At 57.2% G+C, this 23,088-nt stretch carries 14 protein-coding genes and 2 pseudogenes; 14 read left to right on the forward strand and 2 right to left on the reverse strand.

Going from position 1 to position 23,088, the window contains the following annotated elements; all coding sequences use genetic code 11:
- Positions 1 to 215 precede the first annotated feature (215 nt).
- The 3 genes from CQ019_RS16720 (at position 216) to CQ019_RS16730 (ending at position 4,229) form a co-directional block, all read left to right on the forward strand.
- Positions 216 to 1,577, forward strand: coding sequence for a nucleotide sugar dehydrogenase (locus CQ019_RS16720; RefSeq protein WP_105554429.1), 1,362 nt, complete (start codon positions 216 to 218; stop codon positions 1,575 to 1,577).
- A gap of 91 nt (positions 1,578 to 1,668) precedes the next feature.
- On the forward strand, positions 1,669 to 2,688 hold the full coding sequence (locus CQ019_RS16725) for an NAD(P)-dependent oxidoreductase (protein ID WP_105554430.1): 1,020 nt from the start codon (positions 1,669 to 1,671) through the stop codon (positions 2,686 to 2,688).
- A gap of 137 nt (positions 2,689 to 2,825) precedes the next feature.
- The gene (locus CQ019_RS16730) at positions 2,826 to 4,229 is read left to right on the forward strand and encodes a polysaccharide deacetylase family protein (protein ID WP_105554431.1); all 1,404 of its coding nucleotides are present in this window, start codon (positions 2,826 to 2,828) and stop codon (positions 4,227 to 4,229) included.
- Positions 4,230 to 4,322: 93 nt separating this feature from the next.
- Here CQ019_RS16730 and CQ019_RS16735 read toward each other — a convergent pair whose 3' ends face one another.
- On the reverse strand, positions 4,323 to 4,784 hold the full coding sequence (locus tag CQ019_RS16735; protein ID WP_105570193.1) for a hypothetical protein: 462 nt from the start codon (positions 4,782 to 4,784) through the stop codon (positions 4,323 to 4,325).
- Positions 4,785 to 4,901: 117 nt separating this feature from the next.
- Between CQ019_RS16735 and ilvD the strand changes: the two genes are divergently transcribed.
- The 6 genes and pseudogenes from ilvD to CQ019_RS16765 all read left to right on the forward strand — a co-directional run.
- On the forward strand, positions 4,902 to 6,605 hold the full coding sequence (gene ilvD, locus CQ019_RS16740; RefSeq protein WP_096288631.1) for a dihydroxy-acid dehydratase: 1,704 nt from the start codon (positions 4,902 to 4,904) through the stop codon (positions 6,603 to 6,605).
- 287 nt (positions 6,606 to 6,892) lie between these two features.
- Positions 6,893 to 8,776: an acetolactate synthase large subunit gene (locus CQ019_RS16745; RefSeq protein ID WP_096288633.1), complete on the forward strand. Its 1,884-nt coding sequence runs from the start codon at positions 6,893 to 6,895 to the stop codon at positions 8,774 to 8,776.
- A gap of 3 nt (positions 8,777 to 8,779) precedes the next feature.
- A complete protein-coding gene (ilvN, locus tag CQ019_RS16750; protein WP_096288635.1) occupies positions 8,780 to 9,298 on the forward strand; it encodes an acetolactate synthase small subunit in 519 nt (172 codons plus the stop codon).
- An 82-nt stretch (positions 9,299 to 9,380) separates the two neighbouring features.
- Entirely contained in the window at positions 9,381 to 10,403 is a 1,023-nt protein-coding gene (ilvC, locus tag CQ019_RS16755) for a ketol-acid reductoisomerase (RefSeq protein ID WP_096288637.1), read from the forward strand.
- Between the two features lie 369 nt (positions 10,404 to 10,772).
- On the forward strand, positions 10,773 to 11,399 hold the full coding sequence (locus CQ019_RS18350; protein WP_146113389.1) for a hypothetical protein: 627 nt from the start codon (positions 10,773 to 10,775) through the stop codon (positions 11,397 to 11,399).
- Positions 11,400 to 11,951: 552 nt separating this feature from the next.
- Positions 11,952 to 12,077: pseudogene (locus CQ019_RS16765) on the forward strand (ketol-acid reductoisomerase); the annotation flags it as partial.
- A 119-nt stretch (positions 12,078 to 12,196) separates the two neighbouring features.
- Here CQ019_RS16765 and CQ019_RS16770 read toward each other — a convergent pair.
- Positions 12,197 to 13,441 carry a polysaccharide pyruvyl transferase family protein gene (locus tag CQ019_RS16770; protein ID WP_105570195.1) on the reverse strand — a complete coding sequence of 415 codons (1,245 nt, stop codon included), beginning with the start codon at positions 13,439 to 13,441 and terminating at the stop codon, positions 12,197 to 12,199.
- A gap of 254 nt (positions 13,442 to 13,695) precedes the next feature.
- Here CQ019_RS16770 and CQ019_RS16775 point away from each other — a divergent pair, with 254 nt between their 5' ends.
- The 5 genes and pseudogenes from CQ019_RS16775 (at position 13,696) to CQ019_RS16790 (ending at position 22,378) form a co-directional block, all read left to right on the forward strand.
- A complete protein-coding gene (locus CQ019_RS16775; protein ID WP_105570196.1) occupies positions 13,696 to 15,144 on the forward strand; it encodes a Coenzyme F420 hydrogenase/dehydrogenase, beta subunit C-terminal domain in 1,449 nt (482 codons plus the stop codon).
- A 439-nt stretch (positions 15,145 to 15,583) separates the two neighbouring features.
- A complete protein-coding gene (locus CQ019_RS16780; RefSeq protein WP_181148576.1) occupies positions 15,584 to 17,908 on the forward strand; it encodes a LuxR C-terminal-related transcriptional regulator in 2,325 nt (774 codons plus the stop codon).
- Positions 17,905 to 18,306: pseudogene (locus CQ019_RS18960) on the forward strand (ATP-binding protein); the annotation flags it as partial. The gene CQ019_RS16780 and the pseudogene CQ019_RS18960, both read left to right, overlap by 4 nt.
- Positions 18,307 to 18,393: 87 nt before the next feature.
- Positions 18,394 to 20,469: a helix-turn-helix transcriptional regulator gene (locus CQ019_RS16785; protein ID WP_181148578.1), complete on the forward strand. Its 2,076-nt coding sequence runs from the start codon at positions 18,394 to 18,396 to the stop codon at positions 20,467 to 20,469.
- 556 nt (positions 20,470 to 21,025) lie between these two features.
- Positions 21,026 to 22,378 (forward strand): sugar transferase, encoded by a 1,353-nt coding sequence (locus tag CQ019_RS16790; RefSeq protein ID WP_258137332.1) that lies wholly within the window; start codon positions 21,026 to 21,028, stop codon positions 22,376 to 22,378.
- Positions 22,379 to 23,088: the final 710 nt, after the last annotated feature.

Consider the following 23,088-nt stretch of genomic DNA (forward strand, 5'->3'; position numbering starts at 1 on the left):
GTGTTCGCGCAGGACGTAGCCAGCAGCCTGGACCGTGGCCCAGTGTTGTTTTGGGCGGACCAGCGGTCACTGGGTCTTGGCTGCACAAGAACCTGTTCGTAAAGCTTTTTGGGGGCGAACAGACAGTCTTGCAACCCATGGAAATGGTCCGTCCAATCACAAAAGGCAAGCAATTCTTGCCTTGGGGCAATCGAAGAACTTCTTGGGGGAAGCATATGACCACACAATTGATTACCGACGGTCTTCAGGCTCAAAAACAACTCGACAGCGGCGAGCCGTGGGCAGTAAAAGTGAGAAACCGTCCACAGCCGGGCCGGGACTTCGACTATGACGTCGCGATCGTGGGAATGGGCTACGTTGGCTTGCCGACAGCCTTGGCGCACCATGTTTCGGGTGCCAAGGTACTAGGCTTCGACATCAGCGGTAAGCGTATTGGAGACATCAAGGCGCGCGAAGTTGATCTTCTGCCAACGGATCACCAGCGTTTGGCCAGTGCGTTGGCCTCAGATTCGTGGACGCTGAGCCAAGAATCGACGGATCTGTCTCGGGCGGCGGCGGTCATTGTCTGCGTGCCAACTCCTGTCGATGGGCATCATGTACCGGACCTTTCGATTTTGGCCAGTGCGAGCCGCATGGTCGTGCAACAAGCAGTCGCCGGACAATTGATCCTCATGACGTCGACGACTTATGCCGGGTGCACCCGCGAAATGATCGTTGAACCGCTGCGTAAGCGTTCTCTGGTACCAGGTGCCGATATCAGCGTGGCTTTTAGCCCTGAACGCATCAATCCGGGCGTTTCCGATTTCAGCATTGAAGATGTGCCTCGTGTCGTTGGCGGATACACCTCTAGGTGCCGTGAAGCGGCAGTGAAACTACTCGCTAGCTACACCGGTACCGTGCACCGCACCAGCGGAATGGAAGTCGCCGAGATGACCAAACTGCTGGAAAACACTTTCCGCGCAGTAAATATTGCCATGGCCAACGAATTTGCCCAGGCGTGCCAGGTGCTTGACTTGCCAGTTCAGGAAGTTATTGATTCGGCCGCCACCAAGCCATTTGGATTTATGCCGTTTACTCCGGGCCCCGGTGTGGGCGGGCATTGCATTCCCTGCGATCCGCACTATCTGTTGTGGCAGCTTCGGGCCCACAACATGAGCCTGCCGGTGATTGCCGCGGCCATGGAAGGAATTGAACAACGCCCGGCGCAGACCGTAGCTCGTTGCGCCCAGGTTCTGTCGAATACCGGAAAGGGGCTCTTGGGGTCTCGTGTACTCGTAGTCGGACTTGCCTACAAGCCTGATGTGGCAGATTTGCGCGAATCGCCGGCGCTGCAGATCATCGACAAGCTGATCGCAGCCGGAGCCGACGTGGCCTTCTATGACCACCATTTTCCAGAGTCGGTCACTGTGAACGGCAAACAGATTATCGGCTGCGCGAAGCCTGCCGAATTCAACGCAGACTTGGTCCTGCTCCACACTCGTCACGCCGCGGCGGACCTGTCCTGGATCAACAAGGAAACCACTGTCCTCGACGCCACCTATCGCGCCGAGGAACTTACCCATCGGGTCCTGCTCTAGGCACAGCAACACACCTTTTCATTTCCACGTATCGCATCCATGAGGCGGAACGGGTACGAGGGATCCATTGCCATGATTATCAGGAGAAAACATGCGCACAGTCATTACCGGCGGAGCCGGATTCATTGGAAGCCACTTGGCAGACTACCTGCTGGCCGCAGGTGACGAAGTAACAGTTTTTGACGATCTGTCCACGGGCACAGTGGATAACCTCACAGAGGCTTTCAAAAGCCCGAAGTTCAACTTTATCGAGGGGACAGTTCTAGACAAAGAAGCTGTAAGCAGCGCAATCGCAGGGGCTGACAGGGTCTTCCATCTGGCTGCTGCAGTAGGTGTGCAACTCATTGTTGAGCAACCATTGGTGAGCCTGCGCACAAATATCCATGGAACCGAGAACGTGCTGGACGCTGTCAAAGCCGCCGGCGCGAAGCTGCTGCTAGCTTCCACCTCGGAGGTCTACGGCAAGAACTCAACCGATGCGCTCAGCGAGGATTCCGACAGAATTCTCGGCGACGCGTTGAAATCACGGTGGACCTACGCGGCCGCCAAGGGCATTGATGAGGCCTTCGCCCATGGTTACTGGAACGAATACGGAGTTCCAGTTTCAATTGTGCGCCTATTCAACACCGTTGGTCCACGCCAGACCGGTCGCTACGGCATGGTGGTGCCAAACCTTATTGGCCAGGCGCTGACCGGACAGCCGCTCAGCGTGTTCGGAGACGGCAAGCAGACCCGGTGCTTCTCTTATGTCGGCGATGTGGTGCCAGCGCTGGTTGCCCTGATTGAAAACGAGCGCAGTTACGGCCAGGCTTACAACCTCGGCGGTTCCCAAGAAATTTCCATCGGCGCGTTGGCAGAACAGATTCTGCAGCGCGTAGGTGGCCAAAGCACAATTGAACTAATTCCTTACGACCAGGCATATGCCCCAGGGTACGAAGACATGCGCCGCCGCGTGCCAGATAATACCAAGGCAAATCGGCTCATCGGGTTCGTTCCGCACACCAACGTCGAGCAGATTATCGACCACGTCGCGAAGGACTTGGAATCCCGTGGTGCACTCAACGAGCGGCTCATGGGACGGCCCGGCGCAATGCTGAAAATCGCCGTCTAGATCATCTGAAAGCAATTGCCGAGGGTCCGTCCTGCCCTACGCGGACGGACCCTCGGCAATTCCGAACTCAGTTTGCAACTACACCAAGACTTAATTGAAATGAGTGGGAGTACGTGAAATCTGCGTCAAAGCGTGGGATGAAGATGTTGGTGGCATTTCTTAGTGCGGGGGCTTTGCTCACAGGATGCGTTTCGGCCGACGTGCTGTTTAGCTCACCAACCATGAAAGCCAAAGGTCCAGCACCGGCTCCTCCGGAGCCGCGGTTAGATACGGTGCATCAATCGCCACCACAGCTTGAACGACGTGACTATGACCGCGACAAAACGGTTGTGTCACTGACTTTTGATGATGGGAATGCGAGCCAGCATGAAGCCGTAAAAATACTCGACGAGATTGAGCTTGAAGGTACCTTTTACGTGAATTCCTCGGTTCTCGACAGTCCGGGATACTTTTCGCGAGCGCAACTTGATGCCATGGCGAACACCGGTCATGAGATCGCTGGACACGGTGTGCAGCACCGCAACTTGAGCGACTTGGAACCGGTGGAAACCGTTCGCCAAATATGTATGGATCGTAAAAACCTCAGCAATTGGGGATACCAGGTAACTAGCTTTGCGTTCCCCGAGGCCGGGTCCAACCCGGCCATCGAACAGGCCGTAGCGGACTGCGGGTACAACAGCGCACGGGGATTAGGCGGGATAGAGTCCGTGACCGGTTGCGAAGGCTGCGGATACGCCGAGTCCTTTGATCCGAAGAACATCTGGCATACCTTGGCTCCGGCCATGGTGGATGCTGACTGGACCGTTGAGGACATGCAGAATCTGGTGCTGAACGCGGAAGAAAACGGGGGCGGGTGGATCCAGATTACCTTCCATCATTTGTGCCCATCGAGCTGCAATGAAATTTCTGTGCAGACCGAAGACTTTGCGCAATTCGTTTCTTGGCTCAAAGACCGAGAGCAAAAAACCGGGACCGTCGTTCGGACGGTGGATGAGGTGGTTGGCGGTCCGATCCGTCCGATCGTAGATGAACCAGAACTACCTGCTAACACCGAGGGCAACTTGGTGGTCAACTCAGGCTTTAGCGAGCAGCCTAGGGGTGATGATTTCTCTCGATGCTGGCAAGCGGCCGGGTATGGGAAAAATAATGGCCATGCTCGAGTAGAGCCGAAGGCAACCAACGATTCAGACGGTGTGAGGCTAGAAATCACCAACTATCGGGACGGCGATTTCAAATTTCTGCAGCGTCTGGATCTGGGCGAATGCGCTACCCAAATCATCCCGGGGGAGCGCTACGAAATGAAGGCGACCTATTCCGCGACGACGACAGCCCAATTTGTGTTGTACCTCCGCGATCCGCAGGGGGACTGGCTATATTGGACTGCTTCAGACTGGTTGGCACCGACCGATGCGGCCAAGGAAGCGGTATGGGTTGCTCCTGCGATACCGGAAGGGTTCACCGGTCTGTCATTTGGACTGTCTTTATTTAGCGAGGGTATCTTGCACGCCGATGACGTGGAAATGTCGGTGTACTCGGACTAAGCGTGCGGGATGAAGCATAAGGCGGATACGACGAAGCGCAGCGGCCGGCGGGCCGCTGCGCTTCGCTGTGAACTGTCGTGAAAATGCCGGTGGTTAGACGAAGCTCTCGGTTCCCTCGATGGTGTTCATGAAGTGGTCCATGAAGTCCGCGAAGTCGCGGGCATCGATTTCCTGGTCGATCAGGGCGCCGAGCGTCACCGCGTCGTCAATATGGATGTCGATGCTGGGGCGGCTGGGGATGCTGAAGCGGAAGACGCGTCCGGTGGAGGTGGCTACCTCATAGCCGCCGTCGCTGAGCAGCGCCAGCTGGTTCACGTTGGTGTTGTTGATCGTGATTGCCGCTTCGGAAGCGCGCAGGTCCGCCGAGGAGACCGGGGCGAGGACCAGTTCCGCTGGCTGACGTCGATATCCAATGACCTTGAGCCCGCCAGAGCCAGCAATGCCGGTCCCTGCTACCAGGTTATAGCTGGCGAAGTTAGGGATCTGCGTATCAAAGGCCTCGTGCAGGAGGCGCTTGACGTGGTCGGTAGGATTTTCGTCTGGGCGTGGGTCCATAACTCACACTCTACCGATAATGCTGGACAATTTGATCAGTCTCCTCGTTTAGCGAAATATGTCATTGTCGCGTCATGGGTTGTCCAATTGGTCATATTGACTTCTAGAATTTGATTTATGAGCCAGGAGACTACCCCAGACATCAAACCACGTTCCCGTGTGGTCACCGATGGTATCCATGCGGCCCCCGCACGCGGCATGCTTCGCGCGGTCGGCATGGGAGACGACGACTTCGTCAAACCGCAAATCGGCATCGCAAGCTCGTGGAATGAAATCACCCCGTGCAACCTCTCGCTGAACCGGCTGGCGCAAGGCGCCAAGGAGGGCGTGCACTCCGGTGGCGGCTTCCCGATGCAGTTCGGCACCATCTCCGTTTCGGACGGCATTTCCATGGGCCACGAAGGCATGCACTTCTCGCTGGTTTCCCGCGAAGTGATTGCCGACTCGGTCGAGACCGTCATGATGGCCGAGCGCCTGGATGGCTCGGTGCTCCTGGCCGGCTGCGACAAGTCGCTGCCCGGCATGCTGATGGCCGCCGCCCGGCTGAACCTCTCCTCGGTGTTCCTCTACGCCGGCTCGATCATGCCCGGCTGGGTCAAGCTGGAGGACGGCACCGAAAAGGACGTCACCCTGATTGACGCCTTCGAAGCCGTGGGCGCCTGCGCCGCCGGCAAGATGAGCGAAGAAGACCTGGGCCGCATCGAACGGGCCATCTGCCCGGGCGAAGGCGCCTGCGGCGGCATGTACACCGCGAACACCATGGCCTCCATCGGCGAGGCGCTGGGCATGTCCCTGCCGGGCTCGGCGGCCCCGCCCTCAGCCGACCGCCGCCGCGACATGTTCGCGCACAAGTCCGGCGAGGCGGTGGTGGAACTGCTGCGCAAGGGCATCCGCGCCCGCGACATCCTGACCAAGAAGGCCTTCGAGAACGCCATCGCCGTCACCATGGCCTTCGGTGGCTCCACCAACGCGGTGCTCCACCTGCTGGCCATTGCCCGCGAAGCCGAGGTCGAACTGACCCTGAGCGACTTCAACCGCATCGGCGACAAGGTGCCGCACCTGGCGGACCTGAAGCCCTTCGGCCGCTACGTGATGAACGACCTGGACCGCATCGGCGGGGTGCCGGTGGTCATGAAGGCGCTGCTGGATGCCGGCTTGCTGCACGGTGACTGCCTGACCGTCACCGGCAAGACCATGGCGGAGAACCTCGAGCACATTGCCCCACCGGATCCAGATGGCAAGATCCTGCGGGCCATGGACAACCCGATCCACAAGACCGGCGGGGTGACCGTGCTGCACGGTTCGCTGGCCCCGGAAGGCGCGGTCGTGAAGTCCGCCGGCTTCGACGCCGACGTCTTCGAGGGCACCGCGCGCGTCTTTGAACGCGAGCAGAGCGCCATCGAGGCGCTCGACGCGGGCAAGATCCAGGCCGGCGACGTAGTGGTCATCCGCTACGAAGGCCCCAAGGGCGGTCCGGGAATGCGCGAGATGCTGGCCATCACCGGCGCCATCAAGGGGGCAGGCCTGGGCAAGGACGTATTGCTGCTCACCGATGGCCGCTTCTCCGGGGGCACCACCGGGCTGTGCATCGGGCACGTGGCCCCCGAAGCCGTGGACGGCGGGCCCATCGCCTTCGTCCAGGACGGGGACAAGATCCGCGTGGACATTCAGGCGCGCAGCTTCGACCTGCTGGTTGAGCCTGCCGAGCTGGAAGCCCGCAAGGTCGGCTGGGAGCCGCTGCCTGCCAAGTTCACCACCGGTGTGCTGGCCAAGTACGCGAAGCTGGTCAACTCGGCGTCAACCGGCGCCTACTGTGGCTAGCAAAAAGCCAGTGTGATCCATTGGTTGGACGCAAAAGCGTCCAACCAATGGACAACCATCTCGTATAATGAGATACAAGGGGTTTCTAGTTGCTCTTTACCTCCCGGTGGAGAAAACTAGAGATATGCAAACAACCTCCGAGGTTCTACTAGTTATCAGGCGCGAAGCCTGAAACGTTGTCCACCAGGACAGAACGTCGGAAACGCGCCAGCCCCCTTTCGTCAATAGTGACGGCCGCGGGGCGTTTTTTATGCGCAAACGAAGAGATAGATCAGGAAAGGATCCCGATGAGCAACGTAACACCAGCCAATCCGGCCTCGGTTGCGAAATCAATTAATCGATCAAAGGATGCCGCCACCGCTGTCTCTTCCGTCGTGGAAGCTTCGAACCCGGTACAGGGTCCGAATACTATCGTCGCTGCCACAAAGATGACGGGGTCACAAGCCATCGTCCGCTCACTGGAAGAACTGGGCGTCAAGGACGTCTTCGGATTACCAGGCGGGGCCATCCTTCCCACCTATGATCCACTGATGGATTCGACCAAGATTAATCACATCCTGGTCCGCCACGAACAGGGTGCTGGCCATGCCGCACAGGGTTACGCCATGGTTTCCGGAGAAGTCGGCGTGTGCATCGCCACCTCCGGTCCGGGCGCAACCAACCTCGTCACCGCGTTAGCCGATGCCAATATGGACTCGGTGCCGATGGTGGCAATCACCGGCCAGGTGCACAGCGCCTTCATCGGCTCGGACGCATTCCAGGAAGCCGACATTGTCGGCATCACCATGCCGATTACCAAGCATGCCTTCCTGGTGACCGACCCGGAAGAAATCCCGCGGGTTATGGCAAGCGCCTTCTACCTCGCGCAGACCGGCCGCCCCGGTCCGGTGCTGGTGGATATCACCAAGGATGCCCAGCAGGGAGATATGACCTTCTCCTGGCCGCCGAAGGTGGACCTGCCCGGTTACCGCGTGGTCACCAAGGGACACAACAAGCAGCTGCGCGAAGCGGCGAAACTGATCGCCGGCGCCAGCCGCCCGGTGCTCTACGTCGGCGGCGGCGTGATCAAGGCCAACGCGCATGAGGAACTGAAGGCCTTCGCCGAGTTCATCAACGCCCCGGTGGTCACCACGCTCACCGCGCGCGGCGCCTTCCCGGATTCGCACACCCAGCACGTGGGCATGCCAGGCATGCACGGCGCGGTCTCGGCCGTCACCGCATTGCAGCAGGCCGACCTGCTGATCACCCTGGGCGCGCGCTTCGATGACCGCGTCACCGGCGTGCTCTCCTCCTTCGCACCCAACGCGAAGGTGATCCACGCGGATATCGACCCGGCCGAAATCTCGAAGAACCGCACCGCGGACGTGCCGATTGTCGGCTCGCTGGATGAGATCATCCCGCAGCTGCAGGAGGCGTGCACCACGCGCTTCGAAGCGGACCCGCCGCAGGATCTGACCAGCTGGTGGGGCCTGCTCAACCGGCTGCGCGAAACCTACCCGATTGGCTACACCGAAACCCATGACGGGCTTTCCGCGCCGCAGAACGTGATCGAGCGCATCGGTGCGCTGACCGGTCCCGAAGGCGTCTACGTGGCGGGCGTCGGCCAGCACCAGATGTGGGCGGCGCAGTTCGTGAAGTACGAGCGCCCGCGCTCCTGGCTGAACTCCGCCGGCTTGGGCACCATGGGCTACTCGGTACCGGCGGCCATGGGCGCCAAGGTCGCCCAGCCGGACCGCGTGGTGTGGGCCATCGACGGGGACGGCTGCTTCCAGATGACCAACCAGGAGTTGGCCACCTGCGTGATCAACCAGATCCCCATCAAGGTCGCCATCATCAACAACTCCTCGCTGGGCATGGTCCGCCAGTGGCAGACGCTGTTCTACGAATCGCGCTACTCCAACACCGATTTGAACACCGGCCACGGCACCGCACGGGTCCCGGACTTCGTGAAGCTTGCCGATGCCTATGGCTGCGTGGGCCTGCGTTGCGAACGCGACGAGGACATCGATGCCACCATCCAGCAGGCACTTGCAATCAATGACCGCCCAGTGGTGATCGACTTCGTGGTCTCCGCGGACTCCATGGTGTGGCCGATGGTGCCCTCCGGAGTGAGCAATGACCAGATCCAGTTTGCCAAGGGCATGACCCCAGAGTGGGAAGAGGAAGACTAGAACATGGCAAAGCATACGTTGTCGGTACTCGTCGAAGACGTTCCCGGCGTACTCACCCGAGTGGCCAGCCTTTTCGCCCGCCGTGCGTTCAACATCCACTCGCTTGCGGTGGGTCCCACCGAAATCGAGGGAATCAGCCGCATGACCGTGGTGGTGGACGCCGAGGGGGATTCCCTGGAGCAGGTCACCAAGCAGCTGAACAAGCTGATCAACGTCATCAAGATCGTCGAGCTGCTGCCGGAAACCTCGGTGCAGCGCGACCACATCATGGTCAAGGTACGCGCAGATGCGGCAACCCGCCTGCAGGTTACCCAGGCCGCCGAGCTCTTCCGCGCCTCCGTCATCGACGTGGCTCAGGACTCGCTGGTCATCGAGGCCACCGGCAATGCCGGGAAGATCGATGCGCTGCTGGCGGTGCTCGAACCCTTCGGCATCCGCGAGATCGTCCAGGCCGGTACCCTAGCGGTAGGACGCGGCGCGAAGTCGATGTCGGACAGGGCACTGAAAACCCTCTCCGCCTGAACGGCACCACGCAAATTTCCACAACTTTCAACAACAAACTTCTTATTCGAAGAAAACCTAAGGAGCAATCACAGTGGCTGATATGTATTACGAAGACGACGCCGACCTCTCAATCATCCAGGGTCGCAAGGTAGCCGTCATTGGCTACGGCTCCCAGGGCCACGCACACGCACTGAGCCTGCGCGACTCCGGCGTGGACGTCACCGTCGGCCTGGCCGAGGGCTCCAAGTCCCGCGCCAAGGTCGAGGCCGAAGGCCTGAAGGTCGCCACCGTGGCCGAGGCCGCCAAGTGGGCAGACGTCATCATGATCCTGACCCCGGACCAGGTCCAGGCCCAGGTCTACGCCGAGTCGATCGCCGAGCACCTCGAAGAGGGCAACGCCCTGTTCTTCGGCCACGGCTTCAACATCCGCTTCGGCTTCATCCAGCCACCAGCCAACGTTGACGTGGCCCTGGTAGCTCCGAAGGCACCGGGCCACACCGTACGCCGCGAATTCGAAGCAGGCCGCGGCATTCCGGACCTGATCGCAGTGGAGCAGAACTTCACCGGCGGCGCCAAGGAACTGGCACTGTCCTACGCAGCAGGCATCGGCGGCACCCGTGCCGGAGTCATCGAGACCACCTTCACCGAAGAGACCGAAACCGACTTGTTCGGTGAGCAGGCTGTGCTGTGCGGCGGCACCTCGCAGCTGGTGCAGTACGGCTTCGAAGTTCTCACCGAAGCCGGCTACAAGCCAGAGATCGCCTACTTCGAGGTGCTCCACGAGCTGAAGCTGATCGTCGACCTGATGTGGGAAGGCGGCATCGCCAAGCAGCGCTGGTCGATCTCCGACACCGCAGAGTACGGCGACTACGTCTCCGGCCCACGCGTGATCACCCCAGAGGTGAAGGAAAACATGAAGGCTGTGCTGGCCGATATCCAGTCCGGCGCCTTCGCCACCCGCTTCATGGAAGACCAGAAGGCCGGTGCCCCGGAATTCAAGGCACTGCGCAAGAAGGGCGAAGAGCACCCAATCGAGACCACCGGCCGCGAACTGCGCTCGCTGTTCTCCTGGATCTCCGATTCCTCTTCGGATGACTACGTGGATGGTTCCGTAGCTCGCTAATTGCAGGCTTTGAGTTAATCCAGTAACTAAACGCCGCTGGCCCTAGCGATTGAAAAATCGTGCGGGCCAGCGGCTTTTTGCTGTCGACTTGTCCATTTAGTGATCGGGTGCATGAAACAGGAGGAGATTAATTCAGATTTCCGGGGTTGCAGTTTTATTCTTTCTCTATTCAATGATATTTTGGGCATAAAATGGCTAAAGTATGCAATTAGGATGGGTTCCTTTTGGTATTGCATTGGATGGAAGGTCTTTGGGTTCATTGACTTCTAAGTCAATATTTTTACAATTTTCTGTAAAATTTATCCAAAGATACATAAAATAGTATATTGTGAATAGATCGAAGTAGTTTTAGCCACTTTTGGAGGGTTTGTGTCTGCTGATATGGTCGTTCCGACCGAAGAAGTTACAGTTTCAAAAACTGCGGTTAAGGACTTACTATCTGGTCTATCTGGTCCGGAGAAATCGCAACTTTCTGACACGATCGGATGCGTCCAGGAGCAACTGCATTCACATTTAGAGAAGTACGCGCGAGCAGCCCTTGAAGAATATTCGAGAATGGTTTTGGGGCAGAAAGTATACACACGTGGGTCTGACGTGCGCGAATACCGCCTGTATCTACTAATACGTTATGTTTATGATGATAGATTGCCCTCTGAGAAGCAGATTTGTGAAACTTTCCAAGTTACATCGTCTCAGGCTCGCAGCCTACTCCGAGCAGTGATGTCAAAATTCCAATATGAACTTAAAACAGCAATCGATGCCACTTTATTGGACGCATTGAACCATTGTGTCCCTGTGGCTTCCGAAGATGCTAATTGTGATCTGACTTTTACTCCAGAATCCGAAAACATCGTGACCTCACTGAATGAAATTTTAGGAAGACTAAACGGAAACCTACAGCCCATCGTTCGCCAACGGCATTCTGTCAATGTATGCGAAGTGAATCGGGAATCCTACCAGGAACTAATGAAGCACTTGGCAGTAGATGCTGGATAGTATTATTGCAATATTTGCACTAATCGTTACGATCCTTACTGCCTTGTATTCGGTCTGGTGGCCGAGTATTAGAAGTGCCATCAACGAGCCAAACCGTGGGACAAGAGGTGGCGTAGGATCTCAGTATGCACATGTCCTAGGTCTCTTGAGAGCTCAGGTGATGCCACTAGCAGTGGTGTCTTTGATGACGACGATAGCTCTACTTCCAGTAATTTTTTCAGAAGTTATCTTTAAGACGTTAGAGAGTCTGGATAGTAACGGGTTGTCTGTTCGGTTGTATGACCCACTGCAGGCTCTTTTCGTAATTGTTTATTTATTTAGCATTTACTTGACCTATCTCGTTGTTCGCCTTCTCATCGAAATCTCAGCGAAGGGTAAGTCACTGAAGAATAAGTTGAGTGAATTTCCAAAGACGACATAATAATCGCAGAATATGAAAGTTGCCCAGAGCTGTTGGATAGAACGGATTTCGCTTCGCTTAATTCGATTTGGTATGTGCGCCTTCCGGCACGAACCCGTTCCGTGGACGGACTTTCTATAAATGACGTATAGTTCAATAACCTGCGCAAGAAGGGCGAAGAGCACCCAATCGAGACCACCGGCCGCGAACTGCGCTCGCTGTTCTCCTGGATCTCGGATTCCTCTTCGGATGACTACGTGGATGGTTCCGTAGCTCGCCAAGACCTACTGCACGGTGCACGACGTCATGACGCTCGTGGACCCCGTTGGCTGCCTGCCGACGGGATCCACGAGCGTTTTGCTATTCCTGCGCGGTGCGGCCCGACAGATCCATCGGCCTATTGCGGTCGTCGAATAGGTTTCGGTTCTTGTAGCGGTGCCACGGCGTCGGCCAGGTATTCGCGCGCTTTCTGGCGTTCGGCCTTGATGACTTGGTGAACGCTTGAATAGTCGATGCTCTGCGCCAGAATGGATTCCAGCTGTTGGATCTGTGCCAATTCGCGTTCTCGCAGACCCAGCACGTCCAGCAGGTAGCCAATCTTTTCCATATTTCCGTATCCATGATGCTGGTTGGCGCGCGTGATCGTTGCGAATGGACGTTCGGTGAGCACGGAGAAAATGGTGCCATGGAAGGTGTCCGTGACCACCGCGGAGGCCCGGCTGAAATAGCCAAGCAATTCGAAAGGGCTACAGTCAACGAAGGTGTCGCCACACGGTTGGGCTCCGCCAAAGCACATGACTTTGAGGCCTTTCTTCTTTGCATAGGCCCTGATGTGTGCGTTCTCGATATCGTCGAGTCGGCCAGGGTAGGCGTAGACCAATAGGTAGGGTTCAGCAACTTTCCTGCCGTTCGGGCTCAGGGACAGTGGCAAGAGGTCGAAGACTAGCGTCGGGTCCAGATGGATCGGCGGCCTGGCACCGGTCAAGCTTTCAACGATATGGGCCGAATTTTCATCTCGTACGGAAATGCGGTCAAATCGGGCGAAAGCAGCGGCAAGTTCTTCTTCCACATGGTGCGTGCGGATTTTCTCCAAGGTCGTATTGCCAAAGGAAGCGGCAAAGGAAATGAGACTTTGGCTTTGAGAATTGATACCGAATAAGTCTCTGGAGAACCCAACATTGGCGTTTGATTGCACGCAATTGAATACTTCATCACTGCCGATGACTTGCAAATCCACATCCGTGTCGTAATTGCGGGAAGCAGGCAATTCAATCCGCGGAAAGTACTTTTTCGCGTACGTTCTCTTGTGTTCGAAGAAGCGCAGCTTGTCCGGCCACGACGCGTCATCAGAACCGTATTCCTTGACCTTGCGAACGATTCGGCCCAAATGCGAAGGCATCGCGTTGGACTGAGATTCATTGACTAACGGTGTTCCTGGCCGGTAGTCGAGAAAAGTGAGATCAGCGGTTGGTACGAGCTCGGCCAAGAGCCTGCGTAGCGAATATGCCTGCAAAGAGGATCCATAGTTCAAAATCCTATGCATCGACATAAGCCCAATGGTTGCCATTTCGCGCCCCCTGCGAATATTGACGTGGCTAACCGTAATTATATTGGTGGCTAGCCAGGTTGTGATCCAGAGCATATCAGTCCCATTCACTGCCCACCGCTATGCCGGGCAGGTCAAGGAAAGCCACGGCGCCTATACGCCTCGCTGCGCGGACCAGCAAGGGGCTTGGCAGCGCAGCTAAATTCGATGCAACAGGTTTTTGAATTGGTTTCCGCTGAACGGGGCGGTACAGGCGTTCGTCTGGATTTCATACCTCCCGTTTGCTGGTGAAGATGCTTCGGCTCCTCTAGACTGACAAGCAATTCTATTGCTCAGCGGCTGGGGGAGCCATGGCTAAAGATCTCGCTACTGTTGTGTCTACTGGTTTATGCGTGGGGTGCGGTGCTTGCGCCGTTGCAGAGCCGGGGGCGCTTGCGATGCGAAAAACCGAGTTGGGTACCTACCTGCCTGTGGCCCGCAGCGGTGTTCCGCTGTCGGAACTGGGAGACCAAGTCCTGACGAACGCCAGTGCAGTCTGCCCTTTTTCCGCGGACGCCCGAAACGAAGATTCCATCGGTGAAGAACAGTTTGGCGGCGCTGACGCATCACACCATGCCGTGACTGGCTACCACCGGAAAATTGTAGCCGGCCACGTAGCCGATGATGATTTCCGAAGCCTCGGAACATCAGGTGGCATGACAACTTGGGTGTTGAGCAGACTACTGCAGCGAGGCGACGTTGACGCGGTCATTCATGTGGCCTCCACCTTCGAGGCGCTGCCTAATCCGCTGTCCCGTTATACGATCTCACGGACTGTGCTGGACCTCCTTGGCGGACGGAAGTCCCGGTACCATGTGCAGACCCTCGCGGAGGTGCTCACAGAGGTCAGGGAAGTCCCTGGCAGGTATGCAATTGTCGGTGTTCCATGCTTCATCAAGAGTGTGCGTTTGCTGGCGGACCGAGATGAGCTCATTCGACAACGAGTTGTATTTGCCGCTTCCTTATTCTGCGGGCACCTGAAGTCGAGCCTGTACTCGGACTACCTGGCCCGCTCGGTCGACATGGACCCTCCGGAAGTAAACGACATCGACTATCGCCACAAAGAACCTGGCCGTCCTCCGAACCGCTATAGCGCCAAGGTCGCACGCATCGACGGGACGGAAGTTATTCGTGGCGCTGAGCAAATACCCATGGCCAATTGGGGAATCGGCATTTTCAAATTGGGAGCTTGCGACTATTGCGACGACATCACCGGGGAGACAGCCGATATTAGTCTCGGAGATGCGTGGCTGCCTCCATTCATGTCGGATTGGCGTGGCGCGAATGTAGCCGTTGCGAGGTCGAATCTTGCGGCGGAGATCCTCTCCGAGGGTGAATTGAATGGCTCTCTGGATGTCATCGAATGGGACGCTGACACTGTGGCAGCGTCGCAGGCCGGCGCGGTACGCCATCGGCGACCTGGGCTAGCGGTGCGGCTCGCCAATCGTATTCGAAACGGGCAGTGGGTTCCCGGCAAACGTGTAGCGCCAGCTAGTGACGTCGAAATGGAAACAGTCTTCGCCCAGCGCATGCTTAATCGGGAAAAGATTGCCTTGGCTTCGGGACCAGCCTACGTCCGCGCTTTGAAGGAAGGCGGAGTGCCCCAATTCATCGAGGAGATGAAACCGTACATCCGCCAATATGACGGCACGACCGGCTCAACGATGATCCGCAGAGCAGCGACCTGGATTTTATTGAGGCTTCCAACTGCGTTGGAAACTGCACTACGCCGTATCGCTCGTGTCCTGAGATTGACTTGAGTACGCACCCCGGGCGACCGGCCCCGCGCCAAAGGCATGACTTGGGCGCATGCTGAATCCCGTTCCGCGTAGGAACGCGGGCGACTCGCGTCAACCAAGTTCTTTTCTCGTGCTCGAGTTGCGAAGTTGTTTCGAACGGACGGATTCTTTTCGCATTCACGGTTGGTGGATGTGCATGCACTAGGTCTTGCGAACCCTACGGCAGCGCATTCCTCTCGTTTAAATGCTCGAAGACGGGTAGCATGACTTCCATAATCTATATGGTCTCTTTGGGGGAGACCTGATGTTTATCCAGATCTTTGGGGGGATAGGGTAAATGGGTGGATTTGTTGTATCCACTATGTGGCTTGACCATTGGGATGGCTTGCGTCAGGATTGCTGGCGGTCAGAATCCCATCTACATCTTTTTCGAGCTGACATGCAGGATCGTCTTCGGCGCATGGTGCAGGAGCGGACGCCGGGCGGCTTCGTCTTGCGCGGTGCGCAGGGCACCGGAAAACGCGAATTGGTCCGCGCGGCATTCGAACATGCCGACGCCGGAATCGAGCCAATTTGGGTTTCGGGCAGTCGTTACGGAAGCGAAAAATCCTACGGCGCGATTCAATTCCTGCTAACAGGTTTGCCCGATGCGCAACTGAACTCCCCGTTGGCTGTATTCGGCCATTTGAAGAGTCACTTTGAACTCTGTGCGCCCAAAGCTGTGGTGATCGTCGAACATCTTGGACTGATTGATCCTTTGACCACCGCCGTCTTGTCCCAGCTCGTGAGCAACGGCCTTGTTAGATTGATTCTCCTGGAAGAAGCAATCGATGAGATGCCTCAGGACCTTGCGGTTCTAGTGCGCATGGGAACCATCGAGATGATTCACCTCGACAGCTTGACCTTAAAGGAAGCCCGAACCGAAATATCGCTGATGTTGGGTCTGAGCGTCTCCTACTTAACTTCGTTCCATCTATGGCGCTATTGTGCGGGCAGCTCCGAGGTCCTCCGGGCTGTGGTCAGTGATTGCCGGAATGCCCAAGCTATCCAAGCGACCGACAGGTTCGCAGCCTTAAAGCAGAGTGAGTTGCCAATCGGGCTGCACACCGAGCACTACGTGCAGTCGAGAATTCAACAATTGTCCTCGGGCCAGAGAGCGATTCTGGATTCCGTTGCCATCCGTGGGGAACTTGCCGCATCGACCGGTGCTTCGAGCCAAGCGGTGGACTTCCTCGTTTCTCGCGAGCTGCTGGAACGGCAGGGGAAGAAATGGTCGATTCCATGTCCAGCTATTGCGCACACGATAGCTAGCTGGCAGGGACAACCTGCTTTTGAGGCGACGGAGCTGCCAGAGGAGGATCCGTGCCAAGCGGCGGTGGCTCAGCGAGAGCGCTTGCTTCCGGAGCGTGCGACCAAGTTCCAGAACGAACAGGATTCGCAGATCGCAGCGCCTAGTTGCACCGGTCAAATCACCGAAACGATCGAAGTGTTCTCGGCACGGCCAGAACTGCAGCTGGCAACCGAGCACACAACGGCGCAAAGGAACGAGCATCTAGTCACGCTGGAGCGGCTGCTCGAAGAGAGCCGAATGCATGAGGCCGAAAAAGTGATATACGAGCTGCGCCCCAATGGCCGGAAGCATCTGTGGGAAGACCTCGATCACTGCCAGCAGCATCTAGCCTTGGCGCTCATTGCACTGTACTCGGTTCGAGTCAACGACGAAGATACTGCCCGAGCATTGGTCGGTGCGATTCTCGCCGATGTCGTTCACGAGGCCCAAAGCCATCAAGCCGTGCAGTACACGATCCGTTTGTGCATGGGACGGACAGTGCGGGCATTAATTTCTACTTGCCTGGCGCTGAGGGAATGGGGGCAGTGCCGAAATCTTATCCAGATGGTGCTGGACGGCGCCGTTGCTGATCACCGTCTGCTGACCTTCGCCGAGACGGCTCATGCCTTGCTGCTGGCCATGGCCGGGAATGAGACAAAAGCACGAGAAATTGGGCAACCGCTCAGACTCCAGGTGCTGCATTCTGGAACCATTGCCGACCTGCGTCTCGTTGATGCAATGATCAACGGCGCCGCGCTGGTGGATAGCGAAAGCGGAGATGCTCCGGTCCCGGCGATGGATGCGTCAACCAGCGGTTGCGCACGCATAGGCATCGACTTGTGCGTTGGCCAGTTGCTTTCGAACCGCGTCCATTCGCGGATGGCCAGTGAACTGTCCAAGTGGGCGGAAACGCAAGGGGAAAAGCTGCTGGCCTCGCTGTTGTTGGCTCAGCAGATCTGCCGGGGTGACTTTCATCTGACTTCACGTCTTGCGGACTTGCAACACGGATTCGAACACCCTTTGGCGAATAACCTGCGCATGTTGGCATTAGGCGTTGACAACGCAGACACCATGAGCATCACCGCACAACTCGGGCGGCTTATTGAACTAGGTTTTGTTTCCCTGGCCGACGGCCCCGAGGCCGGTGTTTATGGGATGCTGAATGCCGGACAAAAGCGGCAGCTCGCTCGCAGCGCCGGCAGCTTCCTCGCCAAGATCCAGCCCAGTTCTGCAGGTTCAGATACCTTCGCAAGTCTAGCCTCGCTCACCGTCCTAACCGAGCGAGAGAAATTTGTCGCGTCGGCGGCGGCCAGGGGGCTATCGAACCTGCAGATCGCCAAACAGGCTAGTGTTTCTGTACGAACCATCGAGGGGCACCTCTACCAGGTGTATTCGAAGCTTGGAATCAGCAAGCGTGCCGACCTCAAGTTGCATGCTCGTGCCGGTGAGAAATGACTAAATATCCTGACTTCGCACAGACTTCTGGCTATTGGCAACCCAAGGAATACGAACAGCTGGTTCATGCCCTGTCAGAGGAGGGTTGCACCGGAGTTTTGCTGGTGGGAGAAACTGGCAGCGGAAAATCGGCATTGGTTCGAACCCTGCTCGAACTCGCCGAGTTCCCCTTCCATACTGTTCGCCTCATTTGCAGCGCCGCCTTGCGGGGTACCGCATACGGCGCCTTAGCGCCATTGCTCGCTGGAATCACGGAGGAAATCAACGACGTTGGGGCGATCCGTGAGTCATTAAACGCGGTCCATGGCATGCTCGACTCGGATGATTTCGCAACCCGGGTGTTGATCATTGTTGAAGAAGGGCAATATATCGACTCGGCCAGCGCCTTTGTGCTGTCCCAACTAGTCCGGTCTGGATTGGTCAAGCTCTTAGTCCTGAGCAACGAGGTGCAACAGAACACGGTCGCCGCTGAGGTGCTGATCTCCGTGGCCCAGCTGCATCGAATCATGCTGGAGCCAATGACCGTGCAGGAAATCGAACGCATCGGTGTCGACATTCTTGGCACTTCATTGGGCCATGGGTCGGCGCAAATGATCCATTTCGAAACCGCTGGGCTGCATGCGTTGGTTGAGGAATACGTACTCATGGCCAAAAGGCAGGGTGCCTTGTTAAGCGATGGCCGGGTAGTTGTGCTCACACGCCCCTCGCTGAACTGCGACGCACGCGCGGCCGAAGAAGTCCGGCTGATGGCCCAGCGGTTTGATGCAGAGCTTCGCGACGTGCTGGAACTGCTGGCAATGGCCGGAACAATTCCCGTGACCGCATTACGCCACCTCGGTCTGCTCCAAGTGACTCAGCAGCATCACTTAACCCTCATCGAAACGCGCAACGGCAAAGTTGGCCTCCGGAGCAGTTTCTACGCCGAAGCGATTCGCGGTAGCTTCCCTCCGGGCAAGAACAGAGAATTATTTGAACGATATGGTGAGCTGCTGCAATCCGGCGTGGCGACGGACCCACGCTACACGCTGTGGGCTATTGCTCAGGGCGAAAGCGTTGATTCGTCCCGTCTGCAAGAGGCCATCCGCCATTCGCTTGAGGACAACGCCTTTGAAGAAGCGGCATACCTGCTCGAGCAGGCCGACGGATTTCCTTCGCGCAGAAGTCAACAAGCGAAGATTCAGTTGCTGTTTGGACAGCGGAGGTTTCATGCCGCCGAAGTCATCGCGCAGGCCTCCGCACGCGGGGCGGGCGACGACGCTACCCAGCTCGCGGATATTGCACAAGCGGTGCTGTGCTGGATCCGTGGCGAAGAGGACAGAGGCGAAGGCGAGCCACTGGCGAACGCCGATGCCGGGACTCTACGAGGTCCGGTCGGGCCGCAGGAGATGGCCCCATTGCCTCTGGACCGGGAAGCCATTTTTCAGATCCAGCTAGCCACGGAAAACTACCGGAGCGGGAATTTTGACCGGCTGATGGATCTTGAATCAATCGCGACCAATACGGAAGCCCAGCTACTCCTGCCAAGGATCAACTACCGATTGACGCTTTTAGTCCTCAAGATCAGAGCGATGATTGAGCGTGCCGAATTCGGTCGCGCACGGAAGCAGCTCGATGACTTCGAGCTGGTAAATTCCTTCGAAGTATCCTTCGCGAACGGAACCCTAGAGCTGCTGCGTTCGATGCTGGAATCCAGAATAGGCAACGTCGCTCAGTCTCGCGTCCACCTGCGCCACGCACAGGTGGAACTGCAGCTCAGAGATCCGCAATCAATGTTGCCAATGAGCGCAGTCCTGCAGTATGTACTGTCCGGTGGGGAAGCGCCCTCTGTGGACAATGTGCAGGGCCATGGTTTCTCCGGACAGGAATTACTCGATCGCCCGGGATTCCAGCGAGCCGACACGAACGGTGCCGGAGACAGATTCGGTGATGCCCTGCTTCGTCCTTTGATGGCGGCCTTGTGCACAGGAATCCATGCCGATGGGCAAATTACGCAACTGCTGGAGAGGATTCCGGAAACGCACGTAATCCCGCGCGTCAACGGACTCTACTATGCCGCGCTGCGCAGCGCGGACAACGAGCTTCGGCAGTTCTGCGCCGACGCGATCAGCGAGATCCAGGTCCCGCCCGCGTATCTAACCGCGCAGCGAATGGTGCGCATTGTGCAACTTTGCGGGCAAGCGGACCCCGAAGCCATGCTGGATTTTGGCGAAGAATTGCATGCGGCGGGCGACCAAGTACTCGCCTTGGAGATAATGTCGCAAGTAGTGCAGTACTGGTCATCACGGCAGGATGCTCGCCGGCGAGGAACGGCGATCCGGAAAATACAGTCATGGCTTGGCGAAATAGAGCAAGAGCCGTGGGGAGTCATATCTGCAGCGCTGAAACTCACGGGTTTGACCACACGCGAAAATGAGATCGTGGAACTGGTTCGCCGTGGGTTGACCAACCGGGAAATCGCCCGTGTACTTACCGTGTCGCAGCGCACCGTGGAAGGACATCTTTACCGGATATTTGCCAAGCTGGGTGTTTACGAGCGTTCTGAGCTTTTCGTCGGTGACTAGTGAACAGCTGGTGTTGCTCAACGCCGGCTTGGAAAGGCGCAGCGGCCACAGGGAAAGCCGAATATGGTCCGATCCAGCCAGGGAATACGGCCGCCGGACTGCAGCATTCGTCCCTTCTGGGTATCCACTACCTAGCTCGATCTGGCACATAGAGTACATGCGCGTGTTTTCGCAGCCAGTTCTGGGCAACTAGGGTGCCTCATTACGCGTGAGGGAACAAAGTCCCGCTCCATAGAATTAGCGATCATGAGGCTTGTCCGTGAACACGGAAAGAACCTCATGTAAACAATGGGGATTTAAGGCAATGGGGAGCCAACGATACTCGTGAATTGGGATTAGCAGGACCATTATTTGTCATGTCCTGTGTCACGATATCGGCACCGCCTACTAGGGGGACGGCGTGTCGCAAGCATTTGGGTCATTGGGTAGTCGAGAGATTATCCGCAACTTGAAGAATAAGTCTGCAACGGCGCAGGCATGGGGTGGTTCACGAACGGGGATTGAAGTACCCATCAGATTCTCCGCCGCCAAATGGCGGCAGGGCTACATTCGGAAATTGGCAGTTTCGGACTTCCTGATTCTGCTTTCCATCGGTGCACTGGGAATGGCCAGCGCGCCCTTCCAATTGAATGCGGCCCAGTTTTTCATCGTTGCCGCGATGCTCATTTGGGCTCTGTTTCTCATTCTCGGCAGGACACGTGCCACTCAGCAAATCGGCGTGGGCGCGAGCGAGTACAAACGCGTCGTAGATTCCACGGCCTTAGTCGCAGGTTTGATGGCCTTCGCAGCGGTGCTTTTCGACATAGACGGCGTCAGGGAATTGATTCTGATTGGCTTCCCAGCGGGAATGGGATTGCTTGTGCTGGAGCGATGGGTCTGGCGGCGCTGGCTGTGGAAGCAAGCCGCATTCGGATATGCACTCTCTCAGGTAGTAGTCGTCGGCCAAGAGCACGATATCGAGTACGTGGTGCGTCAGCTACGCAGAAAGGCCGGGCCGGCCTACAAGATTGCTGGCCTGCTGATTGACGGTCCGCAAGATAATGTTCTAGGCATTGATGTCGTACCAACATTTTCGGGTCTGGAAAACCTGGAAGCGGCAGTCCACAATGTTGAGGCAGACTCCGTCATCGTCGCCGGGCCCCTGCGTGGTGGTGGCAACGCACTCAAGGACTTGAGCTGGCGGCTGGAGGAAACGAAGACGAATGTGATCGTGGTTTCCTCGCTCACCAATGTGGCAGGACCGCGCATCAGCATGCGGCCTGTTGAGGGCTTGCCTTTGATGCATGTTGAAATGCCAAGCTTCACCGGTGGCCACCATGTAGTCAAACGGATTTTGGATGTTGTCCTTTCGGGAATCGCACTACTTGGTTTGGCCCCGGTATTCCTTTCCATTGCCCTCGCTATAAAGTTTTCAAGCGAAGGGCCGGTTCTCTTCAGCCAGCAACGGGTGGGGCGGCGTGGCAAGTCTTTCCGAATTTACAAGTTCCGTTCGATGGTCGTCGATGCCGAGGAGCAACTGGGCAAATTACGGGAACAAAATGAGGGAAGTGGCCCGCTCTTCAAGCTCAAGGCGGATCCACGGGTTACGAAGGTTGGTGCCTGGCTACGCAAGTACTCTCTGGATGAACTTCCGCAAATCTACAATGTCCTGCGTGGCGATATGTCGCTCGTGGGCCCTCGGCCTCCGTTGCCCTGCGAGGTTGAATGCTACGAGGGGTACACCGAACGGCGCCTATTCATCAACCCCGGACTGACCGGACTGTGGCAGATCAATGGGCGATCAGATTTGGATTGGGAAGAAAGCGTACGTCTGGATCTCTACTATGTGGAGAACTGGTCGCTCACCGGGGACCTGATGATTATGTGGCGCACGCTCAAGGTGATGCTGCGTCCGGCAGGCGCCTACTGAGGCGCAAGGAGCGGGGTTCGGCCCTGGCGATTCGCCCAAGCGCGGTTCGGCAGGCGCCGCCTTGGTCAGCGAGCATGGTGCCGCTGCTTCCGCTGTGGGTCGATTCGGGGCCTTGGGGCTACCAGACCACCCGGGAACCACCTAGCTGGTGGACAAATTTCGGGTATGGACTACGCGTGCAAGTCTATTGCGTGGTTCGTATCTTGGAGCTAGGTAGGAGAGCAGAACCTCGAGATTCGTGCCGAGGGCTTGTTGGCAAGTCTTTGAGATACGGCAAGGACATTGGGGTTGCAGAAAACGGTCCCCAGCCGTTCAATCACCTCCTGCCTGTTAAGACGGAGCCAGTGACGTAGAGCTGCCACAATGTGGTATGCGCCCCCAGCCGTCGCTGGCTCCTCCTTTGCGCTCTCCTGCGAAGGAACCGGGAAGGCCGGAAGCCGAGGGCTTGAATTCTCGGCACCTAGGGTGACGAGAGTCTCACTGAGCGGGTACGGGGAATCATTTTCTGCAACGCGCCCGGGTGATGATCAAAAGATTTATACTGACGTAAGGCGTTGTGCAAATCTTGAGTATTAGAAAAATGGCAAAGAATATACGGCGCTTTTAGATAATCGCAATGCATGCAGTAATCGTTATCTAAACGTTGTAATCGAATATTTACATGGGTAAAGTCAGCAACCATGTTCGCTTGAACCGCTCACTATTGCGGG

Origin of the sequence: Arthrobacter sp. MYb229 (assembly GCF_002975405.1) — a bacterium.
GTDB lineage: Bacteria > Actinomycetota > Actinomycetes > Actinomycetales > Micrococcaceae > Glutamicibacter.

Bases quoted from the DNA above. Each gene is read 5' to 3' on its own strand.
- CQ019_RS16720 (WP_105554429.1), top strand. From the start codon at position 216: ATGACCACACAATTGATTACCGACGGTCTTCAGGCTCAAAAACAACTC.
- CQ019_RS16725 (WP_105554430.1), top strand. From the start codon at position 1,669: ATGCGCACAGTCATTACCGGCGGAGCCGGATTCATTGGAAGCCACTTG.
- CQ019_RS16730 (WP_105554431.1), top strand. From the start codon at position 2,826: ATGAAGATGTTGGTGGCATTTCTTAGTGCGGGGGCTTTGCTCACAGGA.
- CQ019_RS16735 (WP_105570193.1), bottom strand. From the start codon at position 4,784: ATGGACCCACGCCCAGACGAAAATCCTACCGACCACGTCAAGCGCCTC.
- ilvD (WP_096288631.1), top strand. From the start codon at position 4,902: ATGAGCCAGGAGACTACCCCAGACATCAAACCACGTTCCCGTGTGGTC.
- CQ019_RS16745 (WP_096288633.1), top strand. From the start codon at position 6,893: ATGAGCAACGTAACACCAGCCAATCCGGCCTCGGTTGCGAAATCAATT.
- ilvN (WP_096288635.1), top strand. From the start codon at position 8,780: ATGGCAAAGCATACGTTGTCGGTACTCGTCGAAGACGTTCCCGGCGTA.
- ilvC (WP_096288637.1), top strand. From the start codon at position 9,381: ATGTATTACGAAGACGACGCCGACCTCTCAATCATCCAGGGTCGCAAG.
- CQ019_RS16770 (WP_105570195.1), bottom strand. From the start codon at position 13,441: ATGCTCTGGATCACAACCTGGCTAGCCACCAATATAATTACGGTTAGC.
- CQ019_RS16775 (WP_105570196.1), top strand. From the start codon at position 13,696: ATGGCTAAAGATCTCGCTACTGTTGTGTCTACTGGTTTATGCGTGGGG.
- CQ019_RS16780 (WP_181148576.1), top strand. From the start codon at position 15,584: ATGGTGCAGGAGCGGACGCCGGGCGGCTTCGTCTTGCGCGGTGCGCAG.